Genomic DNA, 18,075 nt, shown 5'->3' with positions numbered 1-18,075 from the left:
ATTTAGCCGGCGCTATTGCCTGGAAAAAACTTTTCTCAGCTTTGTCGAAATAAAGAACAGTTTCTCAGAATTTAAGAGATTTTCTCCGTTCACTTAAAGTATTATATCATTATTAAATTATCTGTTAAGTTTATTTTTATTTACAATTTTATTTCACCTTGTAATATAAATGAAAAAGTAAGTGTAAATTAATGAAGAAGAGGGAATTAATAGATATTTAGCCTTCTTTTCTGCTTCTGAATGGAAAATCATTCATTATAACAGCGTCAGCTTCTGGTAAAACATTCAAAGACGACCATTATTTTTTAGTTTAAAATGCGGTACTCTCAATATTGCATTTCTGCGATTTAACTAAAAAAAGCAGTGCAGACCCTTTATAAAAGGTCCCACTGCTTTTTAAAAATTGTTTTACTGATCTGCAACCCATGCAGCAACATCTTCTGCATCGTCACCTGTTACTAAATCTGCAGGCATTGAACCTGGTCCTTCCTGGATTGCCGCAAGAACTTCGTCTTTAGACATACCAGCAATTCCCGGTCCGGAAGCTCCAGTCAGGTCGCCTCCGTGGCATCCTGCACAGTTTCCTACATATACTGATTCAGCGTTATCCGCATCATATGTAGCATCCCCTGCAGCGTTCTCTGTCTCTTCAGCATTATTGTTGTTGTCAGCCGGTGCAGGCTCATCAGCGTTATTGTCGCCGTTTCCTCCACATGCACCAAGTACTAGCGCTGCCCCCAACATTGCTACTAGCATTTTTTTCATATGATTCCCTCCTCCTAAAAAAAGAAAAATTAACTCAGGAAGGTTTATCCAACCATCCACATTTTATTATAACCCATTTATTTTTTTTTGAAACCCTCACCAAGTACCTCGGAAGCATTGCTTACAATCACAAACGCTGATGGGTCAATAGTTTGGACAATTTGTTTCAATTTTGTGACTTCGTTTCTGCCTACCACACACATGAGTACAGGACGCTCATGGTTCGTATAACCGCCATACCCAACGAACTTGGTAACTCCCCTGTCAACTTGAGTAAGGAGCCCCTGCTTCACTTCTTCTTCATATTCTGAAATAATGATGGCCATCTTGGAATAACCTATTCCCATCTGCACTATGTCGATTGTCTTCCCGGTAGTGAACAAACCAATCAGCGCATACAGGGCGAACTCAAAGCCGAATACAAAGGCCGAGCTGATCACAATAAGGCCGTCCATAATAAATACACTGGCTCCAAGGGACATGCCGGTATACTTTGTTACTATCTGTGCAGCCAGGTCTGTACCTCCGGTGGACGAGTTGGACCGGAACACAATCCCCAGACCAAGGCCTACGCCGATTCCTCCAAAGATTGCTGCAAGCAGAGGGTCTGTCGTAGCCGGTTCTAAATCTCTTGTTAAAAAAACAACAAACGGCAAAAATATCGTTCCAGCTAAAGTCTTTGATCCATAAAGCAGACTGCCTGCCAGACTGCCGCCGAGAAGGAGCACTCCCAGAATGAACAAAGGTATGTTAAAAGCCCACTGCGTATAAGCGGGTTCAAACCCGAAGGTAAAGTTGAAAATTGTGGATATACCTGATACTCCACCGGATGCGATCTGGTTAGGGAGTAAAAATATATTAAACGCAACAGCTACAACAGCAGAACCCAGCAATACATGGGCAAAATCCCATATCACACGCTGAACGGGATTCAGCGGATCAGCATTGCCGCGCCTCTTCGCTTTTTTTATCATAATCGATTCACCTCTAAATATCTTGCCCGGTATATTAGTTTTATAATAATAGAAAAAATTCAGGGCAAATAGGCAACTTACCGGTTACCTGCTCCCAAAGAAGCAGCCTTTTACCTGGACTGCCTCACCAGGAAAAGTCCGATTAATCCCCCATTAGCCTAAAGTAGTATAACACCGGCATAAAAACGTGTAAACAGGGGCGCAGTAACGCTGTAGCAGGGTAAAATATTGCGTCATAGTGACAGTTGCGTGAGGGCAACTTTGGATGAAGCCCGGTAAATCAAGGTTTTGTGTTTTGGAGGGTGCGTTTAACCTCGGTGTCACTATGACACGTGTCATAGTGACAGTTGGGTTAGCGCAACTTTCCTTCCATGGTATCAAACAAAAACAACAGAGCCCCCTTTAAAAAGCCGGCGGCTCTGTTCTCTGCATACTTAATTATTTCATTAATTACGCTGGCCGTGTCTGTTTCCAGGACGGTTTACCCCTATCGCAGACCCGTCTCTCCTTTCATCAGCTACTCCGTAAAATTCACCGTTTTCAATTAAGATACTCTGCACGTTTCCAACAGAGTTAGGGTTTGTCTGGAAATCATGCCCCATTTGGGTCATGTAAACCCTCACGTCGTCAGGTACTCCTGTTTCCCACCAGGTCTGCGTTGTATGAGTATTGTATATCCTTGGCTCAGCAACTGCATCCTGCAGATCCATATCATATTCCGCTATGTTAAGGAACACTTGCAGCACTGCCGTAATAATCCGCGGTCCGCCTGGAGAACCAAGCGTAAGCACAGGCCGCCCATCCTCCAGCACCATCGTTGGTGTCATACTGCTCAACGGGCGCTTATTAGGCTGTACTTCGTTTGCTCCGCCTGGGACTGCATCGAAGTCGGTTAATTCGTTATTCAGCATAATTCCGTATCCTGGAACCATTATTCCAGATCCGAAAATCTGTTCAATTGTACTTGTATAGGAAACGACATTTCCCCAGCGGTCAGCTACCGTAAAGTGTGTCGTTTCTCCTGGACTGCTCTCCGAATCATGTGCGGAAGCTTCAGCTTCATAATTCGCCGTCCCTTCCTGATAAGCCCAAGGGTCACCTGGCTCAATATCTTCCATTACAGATTCCAGGGAAATGAGGGAGCGTCTTTCTTCAATATAGTCCGGATGCAGCAAGCCATCTACCGGCACATCAATGAATTCCGGGTCCCCTGCATAAGCAGCTCTGTCTGCGTATGCCAGCCTCATTGTTTCAGAAAGAAGATGATATTTTTCCCAGGAACGTACGTCATACTGCCCAATGTCAAAATCCTCGAGAATTTTCAGCATTTGAATCAGGAACGTTCCTCCTGAGCTTGGCGGCGGCATACTTGCGATCGTATAGTCTTTGTACTCACCGTAAACAGGCTCATCAATCGTCAGTTGATAGTTTGCAAGGTCTTCAGCTGTCATACTTCCTCCGAAATCCTGCACAACACCAGCGATCGCCTCTGCTATTTCTCCATGATAAAAAGCATCTGCTCCTTGGGTGCGGATTGTCTTCAGGGTACGGGCTAAGTCTTCCTGTACTAGAAGGTCTCCTTCAGTTAACGGTTCTCCTCCAGGCAAAAACACTTCTGCTGCCGGTGTGGCCGACAGCTTATCTGCATTGTTCCGGATTGCCTCTGCAAGCTGTGCGTCAATTTCAAATCCTTTTTGCGCGAGCTGTACAGCAGGTGTTATCAATTGCTGGCGAGGTCTGGAACCCCAGCGGTCAAGTGCTTCTTCCAGTCCTTTTAACGTTCCTGGCACCCCGACAGAGTTTCCGTGCCTCACACGTTGCTGAAATGGTATAGCATTACCATTATCGTCAAGGAACATATCCGGTGTAGCCCCCGAAGGCGCTCTTTCACGGCTGTTTACTATTGTTATGTCATCTTCGTCGGCATCATATACCATCATAAAACCGCCGCCCCCGATTCCTGACATCATCGGCTCTACGACATTTAGTGCATATTGAATTGCAACAGCGGCATCCACTGCATTACCGCCCTTATTAAGTATATCCGCCCCTACTTGCGAAGCAATCGGATGAGAGGTGGAAACCATCCCATCTGTGCCGGTTGCCGCTGCGTTAAATTCCATCTCATAATTTTTCGCACTTGCATTCATGTAAAACGGACTTGCCGAAAACAATAAAGCAAAAACAGTAAGTAAGGATACCATTCTAATGAAATTTTGACGTTTCATACATTCGCCTCCTGACCATTTTAGTTAAAAATCACTCTGCTTTTTTTGAGTTGCAGATATAACTATCTGTACGGCGAAAAAACAGCCCCCTTTCTTGTATAATTTAATAGAATTTTCACACATTTTAATAGTAACATCAGGGTTACTTGTAAATTGATAGGTATTTCTAATAAAGATATAAGATAAATTTATAAAACAACTTTAAATTTCCATATTTTCACTAAAAATCAGGTCCTTCCCAGTGGTTTAAGCAAATATAGATTTTCAGCGCCAAAAAGGAGTCTATTTTCCCAGGAGTTATGGCGTCATAGTTATGGCGTCATAGCCAGGCGTCATAGTGACAGTTGCACGAGGGCAACTTTGAATGAAACCCGGTAAATCAAGGTTATGTGTTTTGAAGGGTGCGTTTAACGTCGGTGTCACTATGACACGTGTCATAGTGACAGTTGGGTATGCGCAACTTTCTCAACGCAAAAAACACCTGCCTCATTAAGAGACAGGTGCATCGTTTCCACCACATTATTATTTAATTTGCGACCGGAGATAGGAATCGATAAATGGATCAAGGTCCCCATCCATCACAGCTTGAGTATTCCCTGTTTCATAGTTAGTGCGGTGGTCCTTCACCATATTATATGGATGGAACACATAGGAACGGATCTGGCTGCCCCAGCTGATATCAGACTGTTCGCCGCGAATCTCATCCAGCTCCTGGCGCTGCTTTTCAAGTTCAAGCTGGAAAAGCTTAGCCTTAAGCATTTTCATCGCCTGTTCCCGGTTTTTAATCTGGGAACGCTCCGACTGGCAGGTAACAACAGTGTTCGTAGGTGTATGTGTTATTCTCACCGCGGAATCCGTAGTGTTAATATGCTGTCCGCCGGCTCCGCTTGCACGGTACGTATCCACCTTAATTTCATCCGGCGAAATATTAATTTCCACATTATCGTCAAGCTCGGGCATTACTTCACAGGAAACAAATGAAGTATGGCGCCGGCCTGAGGAATCAAACGGAGAAATCCTTACGAGACGATGGACTCCTTTTTCTGCTTTCAGATAGCCGTATGCATTATGCCCTTTTATATGAAGAGTAACGCTTTTCACGCCTGCCTCATCACCTGGCAGATAGTTAAGTGTCTCCACTTTAAAGCCTCTCTGTTCTGCCCAGCGGGTATACATGCGTAAAAGCATGGAAGCCCAGTCCTGCGACTCAGTCCCGCCGGCACCTGGGTGCAGTTCAAGCATCGCATTGTTTTTATCGTATGGTTCGCTTAACAGAAGTTCAAGCTCGAAATTATTCAGCTCATCTGCAAGTTCTTTAACTCCTTCTTCCAGTTCCGCCGCAAGCTCCTCGTCCCCTTCTTCTTTTACTAGTTCATAAGAGACTTCCAGATCCTCATGTTTTTCACTAAGTTTCTTGTAGGCATCAACAGAGCTTTTAAGCACGTTGTTCTCATTGATGATTTTCTGTGCTTCGTCCTGATTATCCCAGAAAGAAGGTTCAGACATAATATCTTCAAGTTCAGCTATCCGAGTCTCTTTTTCTTCTAAGTCAAAGAGACCCCCTAAAGTTTTCTAGTCGTGTTGCCATTGATGCAAGTTCCTGTCTTAATTCTGCTATTTCCATCCAAATCACCTCAAAATAATTTTGTTGCCAGTTTACCTTTTCCCAGGGATGCCTATTTAAAAACGGGCAGAAAACGCAGCTAAAACAGCTCAATCAATTCTCTGCAGGTTTTTAAAAAGTTTCCATTAGCTCCGGCGAATATTTTACATAATTTTTCACAAAACTGTCGGGGGCCAGACCCCCGACAGTTTTAAAAAATATTAGAGTGCGTAACGGCTTTTTAGCGGCCGTGGCACTGCTTGTATTTCTTTCCTGATCCGCATGGGCAAGGGTCATTTCGGCCTACCACGTTATCATTGCGGACTGGAGTTTTCTTCTTTTTCTCTTCATTCGCTTCATTTACGCTCTTGTGGACCGCTTTTCCTTCAGCCACTTGTTTTCGCTCCAGATTCTGGTCTGACTGTACCGTCGCCTTCATGATATAACGGGAAACTTCCTCTTCAATCGCGGCGATCATTGCCTCAAACATCTCGAAGCCTTCAAATTTATACTCACGAAGCGGATCGTTCTGTCCATATGCACGAAGGTGAATACCCTGGCGCAGCTGTTCCATCTGGTCGATATGATCCATCCACTTCTGATCCACTGTGCGTAGGAGAATAACTTTTTCAAATTCCCGCATTGTTTCAGGAGTGATCTGCTCTTCCCGCTTATTATATTCTTCCTGAACTTTGTCTAAAATGAGTTCAGTCATTTCTTCAGGCTCAAGCCCTGTAATATCTTTCAGGGTAATTTCCTCTTCATTGAGGACAGTAGCATTAATGTAATCTACAGCACCCTGTAAGTTCCAGTCCTCAGGCACTTCCTCGGCCGGAGTATAGGAAGAAATGGTTCTCTCCACAGTCGACTCAATCATTTTTTCAACAACAGAACGGAGGTTGTCAGACTCAAGCACTTCCATACGCTGTTCATAAATAATATCACGCTGCTCTCGCATAACATCATCATACTGCAGAAGCTGCTTACGGGCATCGAAGTTATTTCCTTCCACCCGCTTCTGAGCTTGCTCAACCGCACGGGAAACGAGCTTACTCTCGATTGGCTGATCTTCTTCCATACCAAGCTTCTCCATCATATTACGCATATTATCTGAACCAAAGCGGCGCATAAGTGTGTCTTCTAATGAAAGATAAAATCTCGATTCACCAGGGTCACCCTGACGGCCGGAACGTCCACGGAGCTGATTATCAATACGGCGGCTCTCGTGACGCTCTGTACCAAGTACAAAAAGTCCGCCCAGCTCTTTAACACCTTCGCCGAGTTTAATATCAGTACCACGACCGGCCATGTTTGTTGCAATCGTTACAGCCTTTTTCTGGCCGGCATTTTCAATAATCTCCGCTTCTCGGGCATGGTTCTTCGCATTTAATACATTATGAGGAACCCGTTTTTTCTTCAGCATCCCGGAAATAAGCTCAGATGTATCCACGTTTACTGTACCTACCAGTACAGGCTGCCCTTTTTCATAAAGCTCAGCGATACTTTCAGTAATTGCGCGGAACTTCGACTCCATTGTTTTATAAATCAAGTCAGGCTGGTCGATACGGATTACCTGCTCGTTTGTCGGAACAGAATATACGTTCATATTATAAATGTTGCGTAATTCTTCTTCCTCAGTTTTAGCCGTACCGGTCATACCTGCCAGCTTTTCATACATTCGGAAGTAGTTCTGGAATGTGATTGACGCAAGCGTCTTACTTTCCCGCTTGATCTCCAGACCTTCTTTTGCTTCAATCGCCTGGTGAAGACCGTCGCTGTACCGGCGTCCGCTCATAAGCCTTCCGGTGAACTGGTCCACGATCACAACCTGACCGTCCTGGACCACGTAATCTTCATCCTTAACCATCACCTTGTGGGCTTTAAGCGCCTGGTTTATATGGTGGTTAAGCTGAACATGTTCCGCATCGAACAGATTATCTATCTTGAAAACTCGTTCCGCTTTACTTACACCCTCATCCGCGAGCTGGACGTTCTTCGTTTTCTCGTCATACGTATAGTCCACATCTTCTTTTAACATACGGACAAAAGAATTTGCCGTTGTGTAAAATTCAGTCGTTCTTTCTGCAGAACCGGAGATAATTAAAGGTGTGCGTGCTTCGTCGATTAAAATAGAGTCAACTTCATCGACGATGGCAAAATAAAGCGGGCGCTGCACCATCTGGTCTTTATACTGGACCATATTGTCCCTCAGATAGTCAAAGCCAAATTCATTGTTCGTTCCGTATGTCACGTCACAAGCATAAGCTTCCCGTTTCTCGTCTTTTGTCATCCCTGATATATTCAGGCCAACTGTTAAACCGAGAAACGTATACAGTTTTCCCATTTCCTCGGCGTCACGCTTTGCGAGGTATTCGTTTACTGTTACAACGTGAACCCCTTTTTCCGTTATGGCATTAAGATAAACGGCTAACGTCGCAACAAGTGTTTTACCTTCCCCTGTTTTCATTTCTGCAATATCTCCATGATGAAGAACCATACCTCCAAGGAGCTGTACAGGATAATGGGTCATGCCAAGTGCCCGGGTAGAACCTTCTCGTACTACTGCAAATGCTTCCGGCAGCATGTCATCAAGTGATTCCCCGTTCCGGTATCTTTCTTTAAATTCCTCTGTTTTCTGACACAGTCCGGCATCGCTCAGCTTCTTTATATCGTCAGCCAGAGCTTCAATCTGATCCGCTCTTTTTTGCAGCTTTTTAAGATGACGCGTATCTCCATCTCCAATGACCTTTTTTAATAAGCCTAACATTGGACATTGCTCCCTTTTCATTTATTCAGCTGTATAGCTATTTGCTAAAACATTTATCTCTGTATTTTATCCTGTATCTTCCTTAACTCCTGTTTGGCAGCAAGCAGCTTCTTCATAACTTCCCTGTTTATATCAAGCTTAATAGTAACAATTATAATAATTCGGGAAGCGATGCATAAACCCTGCTTTCCTATGCCAATTTATTCATTTCATGTTTGACAGCTAACTAACATTTTAACAGTTTGCACAATCCCTTACAAGAACCTGCCACAGGCTGCCTCTCAGCTTCTCTTGTTTTCTTCTGTTAAGCCAGGTGAATGCACAAATCTCTCTCCCTTTTAAAAACAACATAAGCTATTTTTCTGCTGAATTTTTCTTTCCTGTATGTATTGATGGATTCAGTGAAACGAAAAAGACGCCCGGGGCTCCGGACGTCTTATAGTTATTAAATCAGAGTCGATCAGGCTTCCGGCTCGATTAAACCATATTTGCCGTCTCTTCTCTTATAAACAACGTTTGTGCTGCCGCTTACCGAATTAGAGAAGACGAAGAAGTTATGGCCAAGCATATCCATTTGCAGGATTGCTTCCTCAGCGTCCATAGGTTTTAAATCGAACCGTTTTGTCCGCACCACTTCCAGTTCATCGTCCTCCACAGGTTCCTGCGCTACAGGCTCCAGTTCATTTTTAAACATATATCTTACGCTGTCCTCTGAACGGAATTTGCGGTTAACTTTCGTTTTGTGCTTTCGGATCTGTCTTTCCAGTTTATCAATCACCATATCAATGGCTGCATACATATCCGCATGAGTTTCCTCCGCTCTTAATACGAGCTTCGGCATCGGAATGGTAATCTCCACTCTCTGATCCGTATTTAATACACTCATCTTAACCATTACTTCAGATTGAAGATTTTCAAAATACTTTTCAAGTTTGCCTACCTTTTTCTCCACATAGTCTCTAAGAGCTGGAGTTATTTCAAGGTTCTCGCCGCGAATGTTAAATTGCATAAGCAAACTCCTCCTTTCGGTTATATGAGTAATATTCTTCATTGCCCCGAATACTTCCTGCTGAAACGTGAAATAAAAATTGAAGATTTTGTGTCGAAAATTGTTTCCTCATTCCGGAAAAATGATTCAAATGGTTTACTTTTCTTCTGCAGAAATTGTGACTGAAGGGTTTTTTTCCCCACTGGCAGCAGACTGTACATAGTTAGGAAGCTTGCTTCCGTGCTTCCTGGCTACTATTCCACTGCCCTTTCTCACTTTCGCTCCAGCAGCTGAAAGAGTAAAAGCTTTTACTCCCTTGTTCATATTATTCGCCGCCCATATGGCCCCTAACCCCGGTTCACCAAATCTACACATAAAGTGAAACTTCAATCAGTGAGAGTTTTCTCCATTCCCACTGATTGTTAGTTGAACCAATCGGAATGTTAGCGTCCGTTTTATCTCCCGCCTAAACATCTTCGCTTCCACTCCTGTTTTGAGGCGGGAGTTTTACGGACGGTTACATCGGGATAAAAGATAAGGTGATATCATGCTCTATACCCAGGAGAAATTGAAAATTAACCACTCCCAGCCTGTCAAGTACTCTCACTGAATATTCAGGGGCCAGACCCCGCACAATTTTGCCAGGTGGATAAAGGAATACCCGCCTCCTTATGCCAGAAGACGGGTTGTATACTTTTTTTAATGTTAAGTCGTTCCAATTATCAGCGTGTCTGCATTCATGGCACCAGTACAACCTTCAATCCCTATCTACAAGACCAACAGGAAGCTGAAAAGACGCCCTGGCGCACTTTCAGAATGCGTGCTGCTGCTTAACACAGCAGCCCCGTTTGCTGCCTCGTTACTTTCTGAAAATCAACGGCAGTCCACTGGCAACCGTCATAATATTCCAAAAAATCAGCAGGTGGTTTCTCCCTGCTTCCAAGGCTTTAAACTACTATTCTTATAATCTTAACTCTTTCATTAATTTCCCCTGCCAGCAAGCCTTAAGCCGAAATCACATTCTCGATGCGATGCTTTCTGCCTAATGTATTCATGTAACAGGATCTTCCCTATAGGGAATGTGATTAAAGCTTTGTCACGTTGGAAGCCTGGGGACCTCGAGCACCATCCACAATTTCAAACTCTACTTCCTGTCCTTCTTCAAGAGTCTTGAAACCTTCCTGCTCGATAGCAGAATAATGTACGAATACATCTTCCCCGCCTTCACGCTCGATAAATCCAAAACCTTTTTCTGCGTTAAACCATTTAACTTTTCCTTGCATGTTTCTAACACATTCCCTTCGTATTAAAAATACTGTGGGGTCTCCACAATTTAACTATAACAAAGGCTGTTTCTGCCAGTCAAATTGTTTTAATCAGATTATTTCGACAAAATACACAATTGTCAACCCTTGTTCTGGCTATCTTTTGATACAAAGAAGTATAACTCAGGGAAATTTGTCGCAAATTAGTCAGAATAAATATAAAAAATGTTGAATCCTTCGCATAAATCAGGCGTCTTATAAGCATACTAATGCATGTGGCCGGAAACCATTCCCTCCAGACTTACATTATCAGATTTACTACCCAGACCCGGGATTTCTGCAATTTCTATTTCACACCATAAAATTCGCAGTTATCTCACTCTGTACAACCTAGAAAACAGGACCGGTTACAGCAGCAAAAAACCAAGCAATTGCCATACTAATTGAGTTAGTTTGAGAGGAGCAATGGAATATGTGCGGATTTATTGGAATGGTTTCGGAAGAAAGGAGTACTCTCCTTCAGCAGCCATTAGAAGCGATGATGGATATTATTTCCCACCGTGGACCTGATGATGGAGGAACGTTTGAAGAAGAATTCGTCCGATTCGGGTTCAGAAGACTTAGTATTGTAGATATTGAGAACGGCAGTCAGCCAATGAGTTATCTACTTGGCCGCTACACGATTATCTTTAATGGCGAAATATACAACGCCCCGGAACTTCGTGAGGAATTACGGCAAAACGGGGCTGTTTTAGAGACTTCTTCTGACACGGAAGTTATTCTCGCCTCATATGCCTGGTACGGAAAAGAATGTGTGAATCTATTTAAAGGAATGTTCTCCTTTTTAATATGGGACCGGGAAAAAGAAGAGCTTTTTGGGGCCAGAGACCCTTTTGGAATTAAACCTTTGTTTTACCGGGCACTAAGAGATTCGACCGTTGTTTTTGCATCTGAAAAAAAGTCTTTATACTTAATGCCTGAACCAGCGACAGTGAACTATGAAGCAGTGTTTCATTATTTAACATTCCAGTACACGCCAGAGCCTGCTACTGCAGCAAAACAAATCAATAAAATACAACCAGGACACTATTTTACCTGGAGGGCTGGAGAAGGCCTGTTAATCAGCCAGTACTGGAAACCTGCTTTTTCTGAAAAAGAAAGCATTAAAATGAAAGCAATGAATGTTTTTAAAGCCCCATTTATTATAGATAAGACCAGAAAAGAGAAAGCTGAGTTTCTGGAAAAAATTAAGGACACCCTCACTGATTCTGTTAAACGTCATATGAGGGCCGACGTTCCGGTTGGGGCCTTCCTCTCAGGAGGAATCGATTCGTCTGCGATCGTTGCCCTTGCCAGAAAAGAACATCCTGATCTGAAAACTTTTACTGCTGAGTTTGAAAGAGAAGGCTTCAGCGAGGGTGATATCGCCGAAGAGACTGCGGAAGCTCTTCAGGTAAATCATACCCGTGTCCCGGTGACCCCGGATGATGTCATGAGAGAATTCCCAAAGATCATCTGGCATCTCGACGAGCCTGTTGCTGATCCTGCAGCGATTCCTCTATATTTCGTTGCTAGAGAAGCGAGCCGCCATGTAAAGGTCGTTCTTTCCGGCGAAGGAGCGGATGAACTTTTCGGAGGGTACAATATTTACCACGAACCTCATTCCCTGAGATTATTCAAAACTGTTCCCGGCCAGCTGAAGCCTGCTTTCCGAAAGCTCGCCCAGCAATTGCCGGAAGGAATGAAAGGGCGTAACTTTATTATCCGGGGGATGACCCCTATAGAAGAACGTTTTGTTGGAAACGCTAAAATATTCACAGACGGCGAAAAAGACAGCTTTCTTCTTCCATTTTCACCTCACCTCAGAACAGGCCAGGTTATGGAGGATCTCTATAAACAGGCAGAAAATTATGATGATGTGACAAAAATGCAGTACATCGATATGCATACATGGCTCCGGGGAGATATCCTTGTGAAGGCCGACAAAATGACCATGGCTCATTCTCTGGAATTACGTGTCCCGTTTCTTGACAGAGAGGTATTTGATATCGCTTCCCAGCTGCCGGTTCACGGAAAAACCAGCCGGGGACAGACGAAGAAGTGGCTCCGAGAAGCCCTGGCGGATGTAGTACCAGCACATGTGCTCCACAGGCGGAAGCTTGGATTTCCAGTCCCTGTTCGCCACTGGCTGAAGGAAGAGATGTACGAATGGGCAGAAACATGGATTAAACAAAGCGGCGCAGACCATATTTTTAACAAATCAGCCTGCCTGAAGCTTCTGGAAGACCACAGATCTGGAAAAACGGACGCCAGCCGAAAAATCTGGACCATTCTCACCTATATGATCTGGCACCATAATTTCATGGAAAACAGAGACACACAGGGAGAAAAAGTCAACCAAATCAGTTAAATTGTGCGGGGTCTGGCCCCGCACAATTCTAAGATTAAATAGTCACGGATAAAAAGTTTGAATTTTTAGTAAAAAAGTTTTAAAAAGGTATTGTATTTTTCTGTCGAGTGACGTAATATAGTCCTAGACCCTCTTTGATTTACAAAATATTCAAACATTTCATAGATTCCCCATCTGGCATCTCACACAAGCAATGCTTCTAAGTAACGCATTCACTTAAAATACCATTACAAACCTTACCCCTGCTGCTCTAACACATTAATTTTATCTGCCTTAAAAATGTTGCGATCCTTTGGCATTCTGGTCGTTCTCCAGTAGAACTGGCTGTAGTATTCTGTCAAATATTCGGTTTTTATAAACATTAAAAAGTCTTCATATGTGTATGCAGATGTAAAACTTAATAATTAGCTTCTTTCCCTTTGCATGTATGCGTTTTTCCCCGGTACATGTGAAAGTGAATACTTGCTGCTCCCCTGTCAGGGGGCACCATGTCAGACAGCATGATTACAGAGAGGCTCCGCAGCAAGAAACTTTGAAAGTGTGGAGGGTTAACCTTTAATCTGAAATTATTATTCTTATACATACACCTTTATAATCCCCTTCACACTTTTACTTATCTAAAGCTTCAATCAAATTTCCCCATAAAGCATATGCAAGATTAACTCTTTAGAGCGCCTGTCACACCCCAAACCTCCTCGATTAAAGAAAGGAAGTGTACCGATGCCCCGACCACGCCGCCAATGGTTCCCCGGTGCGATATATCATGTAATCAGCCGCGGAGTGAGCCGTTCCCCAATATTCCTTCACGAGAAAGATTATGAGAAATTCCTCTCTATCCTGAACAACACCTTACATTACAGCCCGTTTAACCTGCATGCCTACTGTCTAATGTCCAATCATTATCATTTACTCCTCGGGACTAAAAAAGATCCACTGATGAAAATAATGCATGCAGTAAATGGAGCTTACGCCTCGTGGTTTAATAAGAAATACGATCACTCAGGCCATGTTTTCCAAAGCCGGTACACTGCAAGCCCCGTTCCCTCTGACTATGCCATGATGACGGTAAGCGCCTATATACACAATAACCCCCGTACAGCCAATATAACAAGCAACCCCGAAGATTACCCGTGGAGCAGCTATCAATATTATTGTATTCCGGACATAATAGCAGAGCGAAATCCAAAGCCATTTGATACAGCCAGCACCACTACCCCTGGCGAGGAAACAGCTTATGCCATGGAAGCCCTATCACGGCTCCATTCCCCTCCCATACTCCCTGGCTGTGCTCCCCGCTCGCCTCCACACGCCTTTACAACAGACAGACTCAGGCAGCTTTTCCCGACACCTCTTCATCATTATTATCCCCGCTTCACCGAAAGGGAATGGAAGCTTCGCGTACTGCAAAAGTCCGCATTATTAACTAAAAAACAGGAGGAATAAGCTATGTATAACCAAATTACCTTAATAGGACGTATCGTAAAAGACCCGGTAGTAAACACAACCAAGGATGGCATCGCCGTAACCAGAATTAATCTTGCTGTCCGCCGCCCATTTAAAAATCAGGAAGGAAACTACGATACGGATTTCCTCTCCTGCACTGCATGGAAAAAGCTCGCTGAAACAAGCGGAGATTATTGTACAAAAGGTTCTCTCGTCTGCATTACCGGAAGAATTCAGATGCGAAACTATGAAACAAGTGATAATAAGCGGCTCACCTTTCCTGAACTCATCGCTGAAAACATTACCTTTCTGCACCTGAAAAGAAACCAGCAGGCGGAGGAAATTCCAATTCCGGGAGAAGAGCATGCACCGCCTCCGCGGCAAAACCAGACGGTGGCAGCAGCAAACGGAACTTCCGTTTCCTCCCCGGTTCAAACTGGACAACCGTCCAGCCAGCCAGTTCAATCTTCGTCAGGATCTTCAGGACAACCACATGCTGCCAGAGAGAACGTGCAACACTTTTAATAGAAAAATGAGGCAAAACATATTTGGCAATTCCCTGCCGCAAGAAAGAATGCAAGAGTTTTTATGAAACAGGCTTCTATTTCGAAGATTGTTTTGTTCTAAAAAATTGAAAGGGGAGTATGAGCATGACTGATGTGGATCTATTAAAAATAATCATTCACCGGCTGGCTAAAATTGAGGGAGAGATGATTAAAAGAAACGACCTTGAAGAAATCATCGTTCAGCTTCTCACCCAGGAAGAAAAAGTCGAAGTTATTCAGGACCTGGTGGAGAGTCTGCGGCACAGCGTAGAGGCCAAACATCTGGAAAACATAAATTCAGATGAGCTCCTTCTCCGGTCTATCAGAGACTATTAAAAATATTCATTTCTATCTATTAAAGGGGGTGGTTCCATTGAGAATTTTATATAAGTGCTTCACAATTTCAGGCAAGGAAACTGGTACGGCTGGCAAAATTCCTGATCATTAAATACCTCTGATTAACCTCACTACAGCTAATGTGCCTTTCCGCAACGGAAATGCCTGAACTATTCATTAAAGGATTCCTCCATAACCATTCTCTACTCTTTAATATTCACTTCCTGCACCTTACTTTGATGCCGCCGGTGGCCGCTATAGCCGAGCGGCTTTTTTTTATTTTTGTCTATGTTAAACCGGTATGGCATTTTAATAGTAGTCTTTAAATCGCAAGGCAACTTATAAAGAATTTCAGCAACCTCCAATCAAAAACATACACAATTCTTTAAATTCAGACTTTTAACAGATATACTTTTAGAGTAAAACGAGGGGGGGTGATGCAGTTGACCGGAGGAATGTTTTTTGGCCTTGTAGTGGTTCCCGTTTCCATACTGGTTCTAGGATTTATTTGCTACTACATAACTGGGAAGCTTGAGAAAAAAAATGATACTTCCCTGCCTGACAGAAAAAAGACTAATTAAAAGGAGAAGGAGAGGTAAATATGGATATAACAGCCCATCCATTAACCGTTACAGTACTTATTTTGTATTTGCTTGTTCTTGTTGTAATAGGGTTCATCAGCTCCAAAAAAAGTTCCCAGGGACTGACAAGTTTCTTCCTTGCGGGAAGAAATCTCAACAAATGGACAGTCGCCCTGTCTGCTGTCAGTTCAGGAAGAAGTTCCTGGCTCGTGCTGGGTGTTACAGGAACTGCTTATCTTACTGGGCTGAATGCGGTCTGGGCAATTGCCGGATATATAACCGTGGAAGTTTTTTTATTTTTCTTTGTCGCTTCCCGATTCAGAAGATTCAGTGGAAATACCGGAAGTATAACTATCCCGGACATATTTGAAAGCCGGGTTGGAGACCCCAAGCGAGTCCTTCGGCTTGTAAGCTCCTTGATTATCCTTTTCTTTATGGTAGCTTATGTAGGGAGCCAGCTGGTCGGCGGAGCAACCGCGTTCTCAGGAAGTCTCGGTATTAGCCAGACTCAGGGAATGTGGCTGACCGCAGCAATAATTTTCCTCTATACTATATTAGGCGGCTTCCATGCCGTAAGTAAAACTGACGTGCTCCAAATCGGTTTTATGTTTTTCTCCCTCGTTATTCTGCCAATCGTGGGGATTATACAATTAGGAGGATTTGATCCGGTCCTTCAGGCAATGCAAGCAGAAGGCGGCGGTTTCACCAGTCCATTCGCCTTTGCGTTTGGAGCGATTATAGGCCTGCTCGGTATCGGGTTCGGAAGCCCCGGGAATCCTCACATTATCGTCCGGTATATGAGCTTAAAAAATGTTAAAGAAATGCGGCAGGCAGCACTCATTGCAACAATCTGGAACGTAGTCATGGGATGGGGAGCAATAATGGTGGGCCTTGTAGGCCGCGCTTATTTTCCAACTGTCGACGAGCTGCCTAACTCCAATTCCGAACAGATTTTCACTTCGTTAGGTGCCGAAGTAATGAACCCTTTCTTTGCAGGGATTTTGCTTGTAGCAGTACTTGCAGCAATAATGAGTTCTGCAGACAGCCAGCTTTTGGTGGGAGCAAGCGCAGCAGTCAGGGATATATACGAGCGTATTTTTGCCAGAGATAAAGAAATACCGCAGGAAAAACTCGTATTATACAGCCGGATCGTCATTTTTATACTCATGGGATTATCTATCTGGCTTGCATCTGCTGCAGAAGAATTTGTTTTCTGGATGGTTCTGTTCGCCTTCGGAGGGCTCGGTGCTTGCTTTGGCCCTGCACTCATTCTTACCTTCTACTGGAAGGGACTGACGAGAGCAGGTGTCCTGGCAGGTATGATTACCGGACTTATTACCGTTATTATGGTTGCTGAACAGCCGGCATGGACATATGCATTTATCGATGTGCATGAATTCCTGAATAATTACTTCTTCGGCATCACTTACGAAGCTGTTCCAGGGTTCCTGGTCGCAACCTTCTTTACAGTAGTAGTCAGCCTGTTTACCAAAAAACCTGCAAACACCGATGAATTAATGGATAAAATGAAAAATGCAGGTTAAAAAGTTATCGTTTTCCCACAACCGTGGATAACTGTTTCATGATCGTGGATAAACATCGCTTTTCATTGTCATAGTATCCACACTGTGGATAACAGAGCAACCTTATGTTAATACATTTCTTCCCTTGTACAACCTGAAAAGGAGCTGGCGGCTTTCCATGCTGCAGCTCCTTTAATACACTCTGTTTATCAGTCTTCTGTTAAACCTGCAAGCTTCAGCTCCACATGCTGTTTCCATTTCTGTTCTCTCGGAAGCAATTCTTCATGAAGAAATTTCATCCGATCCCCTTCTTCGTTGAATTCCGTTTCCACATTTACAGCCTTTTGGATTGCCTGCTGAAATTTTTTTAAAGCTCTCACGGCTGTTTCATCATTACCGAAAACAGACATAACAGTCAGGTTTTCTTCATTGTAATGCACAAGCCCGAGCATTATCTGCTTCATCAGCCTGTCGCCAATGTCCACATCCCCTTTTGTATAACATTCACTTACAAACTGAAGTGAAGACTCCACTTCCTTCAGGAGACCTGTGTATGTAATGAGAAACTTCTCCTGAGCTTCTGTCAGATTTCCGCTCATCAAACCCTCTCCTTCCAGCTTCTCCTCTGTAAAAATTACGCTTTATTT

The 18,075-nt window shown here is 43.6% G+C and carries 15 protein-coding genes; 6 read left to right on the top strand and 9 right to left on the bottom strand.

The window, feature by feature from the left end:
* Window positions 1-408: 408 nt before the first annotated feature.
* The 8 genes from BK582_RS08805 to BK582_RS08775 all read right to left on the bottom strand — a co-directional run bounded on the left by BK582_RS08805 (window position 409) and on the right by BK582_RS08775 (window position 10,608).
* Complete coding sequence (locus BK582_RS08805) at window positions 409-765, bottom strand: c-type cytochrome (RefSeq protein ID WP_078594374.1); 357 nt, start codon at window positions 763-765, stop codon at window positions 409-411.
* 77 nt (window positions 766-842) lie between these two features.
* Window positions 843-1,739, bottom strand: a complete 897-nt coding sequence (locus BK582_RS08800) for a YitT family protein (RefSeq protein ID WP_078594372.1) — start codon at window positions 1,737-1,739, stop codon at window positions 843-845.
* A 446-nt stretch (window positions 1,740-2,185) separates the two neighbouring features.
* Window positions 2,186-3,967 carry a gamma-glutamyltransferase gene (gene ggt / locus BK582_RS08795; RefSeq protein WP_078594370.1) on the bottom strand — a complete coding sequence of 594 codons (1,782 nt, stop codon included), beginning with the start codon at window positions 3,965-3,967 and terminating at the stop codon, window positions 2,186-2,188.
* A gap of 522 nt (window positions 3,968-4,489) precedes the next feature.
* Window positions 4,490-5,591 (bottom strand): peptide chain release factor 2 gene (gene prfB / locus BK582_RS08790; RefSeq protein WP_134163546.1). Its coding sequence is split into 2 segments (ribosomal slippage): window positions 4,490-5,518 and window positions 5,520-5,591, totalling 1,101 coding nucleotides; the frame shifts between segments, so codons are not numbered across the junction.
* 220 nt (window positions 5,592-5,811) lie between these two features.
* Entirely contained in the window at window positions 5,812-8,337 is a 2,526-nt protein-coding gene (secA, locus tag BK582_RS08785; protein ID WP_078594369.1) for a preprotein translocase subunit SecA, read from the bottom strand.
* Window positions 8,338-8,797: 460 nt separating this feature from the next.
* Window positions 8,798-9,346, bottom strand: a complete 549-nt coding sequence (hpf, locus tag BK582_RS08780) for a ribosome hibernation-promoting factor, HPF/YfiA family (RefSeq protein ID WP_078594367.1) — start codon at window positions 9,344-9,346, stop codon at window positions 8,798-8,800.
* A 135-nt stretch (window positions 9,347-9,481) separates the two neighbouring features.
* Entirely contained in the window at window positions 9,482-9,649 is a 168-nt protein-coding gene (locus BK582_RS26890) for a hypothetical protein (protein ID WP_169910919.1), read from the bottom strand.
* A 761-nt stretch (window positions 9,650-10,410) separates the two neighbouring features.
* Window positions 10,411-10,608: a cold-shock protein gene (locus BK582_RS08775; RefSeq protein ID WP_078594365.1), complete on the bottom strand. Its 198-nt coding sequence runs from the start codon at window positions 10,606-10,608 to the stop codon at window positions 10,411-10,413.
* A 454-nt stretch (window positions 10,609-11,062) separates the two neighbouring features.
* On the opposite strand from BK582_RS08775, the gene asnB reads away from it, so the two are divergent.
* The 6 genes from asnB to BK582_RS08745 all read left to right on the top strand — a co-directional run bounded on the left by asnB (window position 11,063) and on the right by BK582_RS08745 (window position 17,449).
* Complete coding sequence (asnB, locus tag BK582_RS08770; protein ID WP_078594363.1) at window positions 11,063-13,000, top strand: asparagine synthase (glutamine-hydrolyzing); 1,938 nt, start codon at window positions 11,063-11,065, stop codon at window positions 12,998-13,000.
* Between the two features lie 720 nt (window positions 13,001-13,720).
* Window positions 13,721-14,443, top strand: coding sequence for a transposase (locus tag BK582_RS08760; protein ID WP_078594359.1), 723 nt, complete (start codon window positions 13,721-13,723; stop codon window positions 14,441-14,443).
* A 3-nt stretch (window positions 14,444-14,446) separates the two neighbouring features.
* A complete protein-coding gene (locus BK582_RS08755) occupies window positions 14,447-14,968 on the top strand; it encodes a single-stranded DNA-binding protein (RefSeq protein ID WP_078594357.1) in 522 nt (173 codons plus the stop codon).
* Between the two features lie 125 nt (window positions 14,969-15,093).
* Complete coding sequence (locus BK582_RS08750) at window positions 15,094-15,324, top strand: hypothetical protein (protein WP_078594355.1); 231 nt, start codon at window positions 15,094-15,096, stop codon at window positions 15,322-15,324.
* Between the two features lie 437 nt (window positions 15,325-15,761).
* Window positions 15,762-15,905, top strand: coding sequence for a hypothetical protein (locus BK582_RS26885; RefSeq protein ID WP_169910917.1), 144 nt, complete (start codon window positions 15,762-15,764; stop codon window positions 15,903-15,905).
* A 20-nt stretch (window positions 15,906-15,925) separates the two neighbouring features.
* Complete coding sequence (locus tag BK582_RS08745; RefSeq protein ID WP_078594353.1) at window positions 15,926-17,449, top strand: sodium/proline symporter; 1,524 nt, start codon at window positions 15,926-15,928, stop codon at window positions 17,447-17,449.
* A gap of 188 nt (window positions 17,450-17,637) precedes the next feature.
* Here the strand turns inward: BK582_RS08745 and BK582_RS08740 are convergent, their stop codons facing one another.
* Entirely contained in the window at window positions 17,638-18,027 is a 390-nt protein-coding gene (locus tag BK582_RS08740) for a DUF8042 domain-containing protein (RefSeq protein ID WP_078594351.1), read from the bottom strand.
* Window positions 18,028-18,075: the final 48 nt, after the last annotated feature.

Source organism: Evansella clarkii (genome assembly GCF_002019695.1).
Lineage (GTDB): Bacteria > Bacillota > Bacilli > Bacillales > Salisediminibacteriaceae > Evansella > Evansella clarkii.
This window is presented reverse-complemented; position numbering and strand designations above follow the sequence as displayed.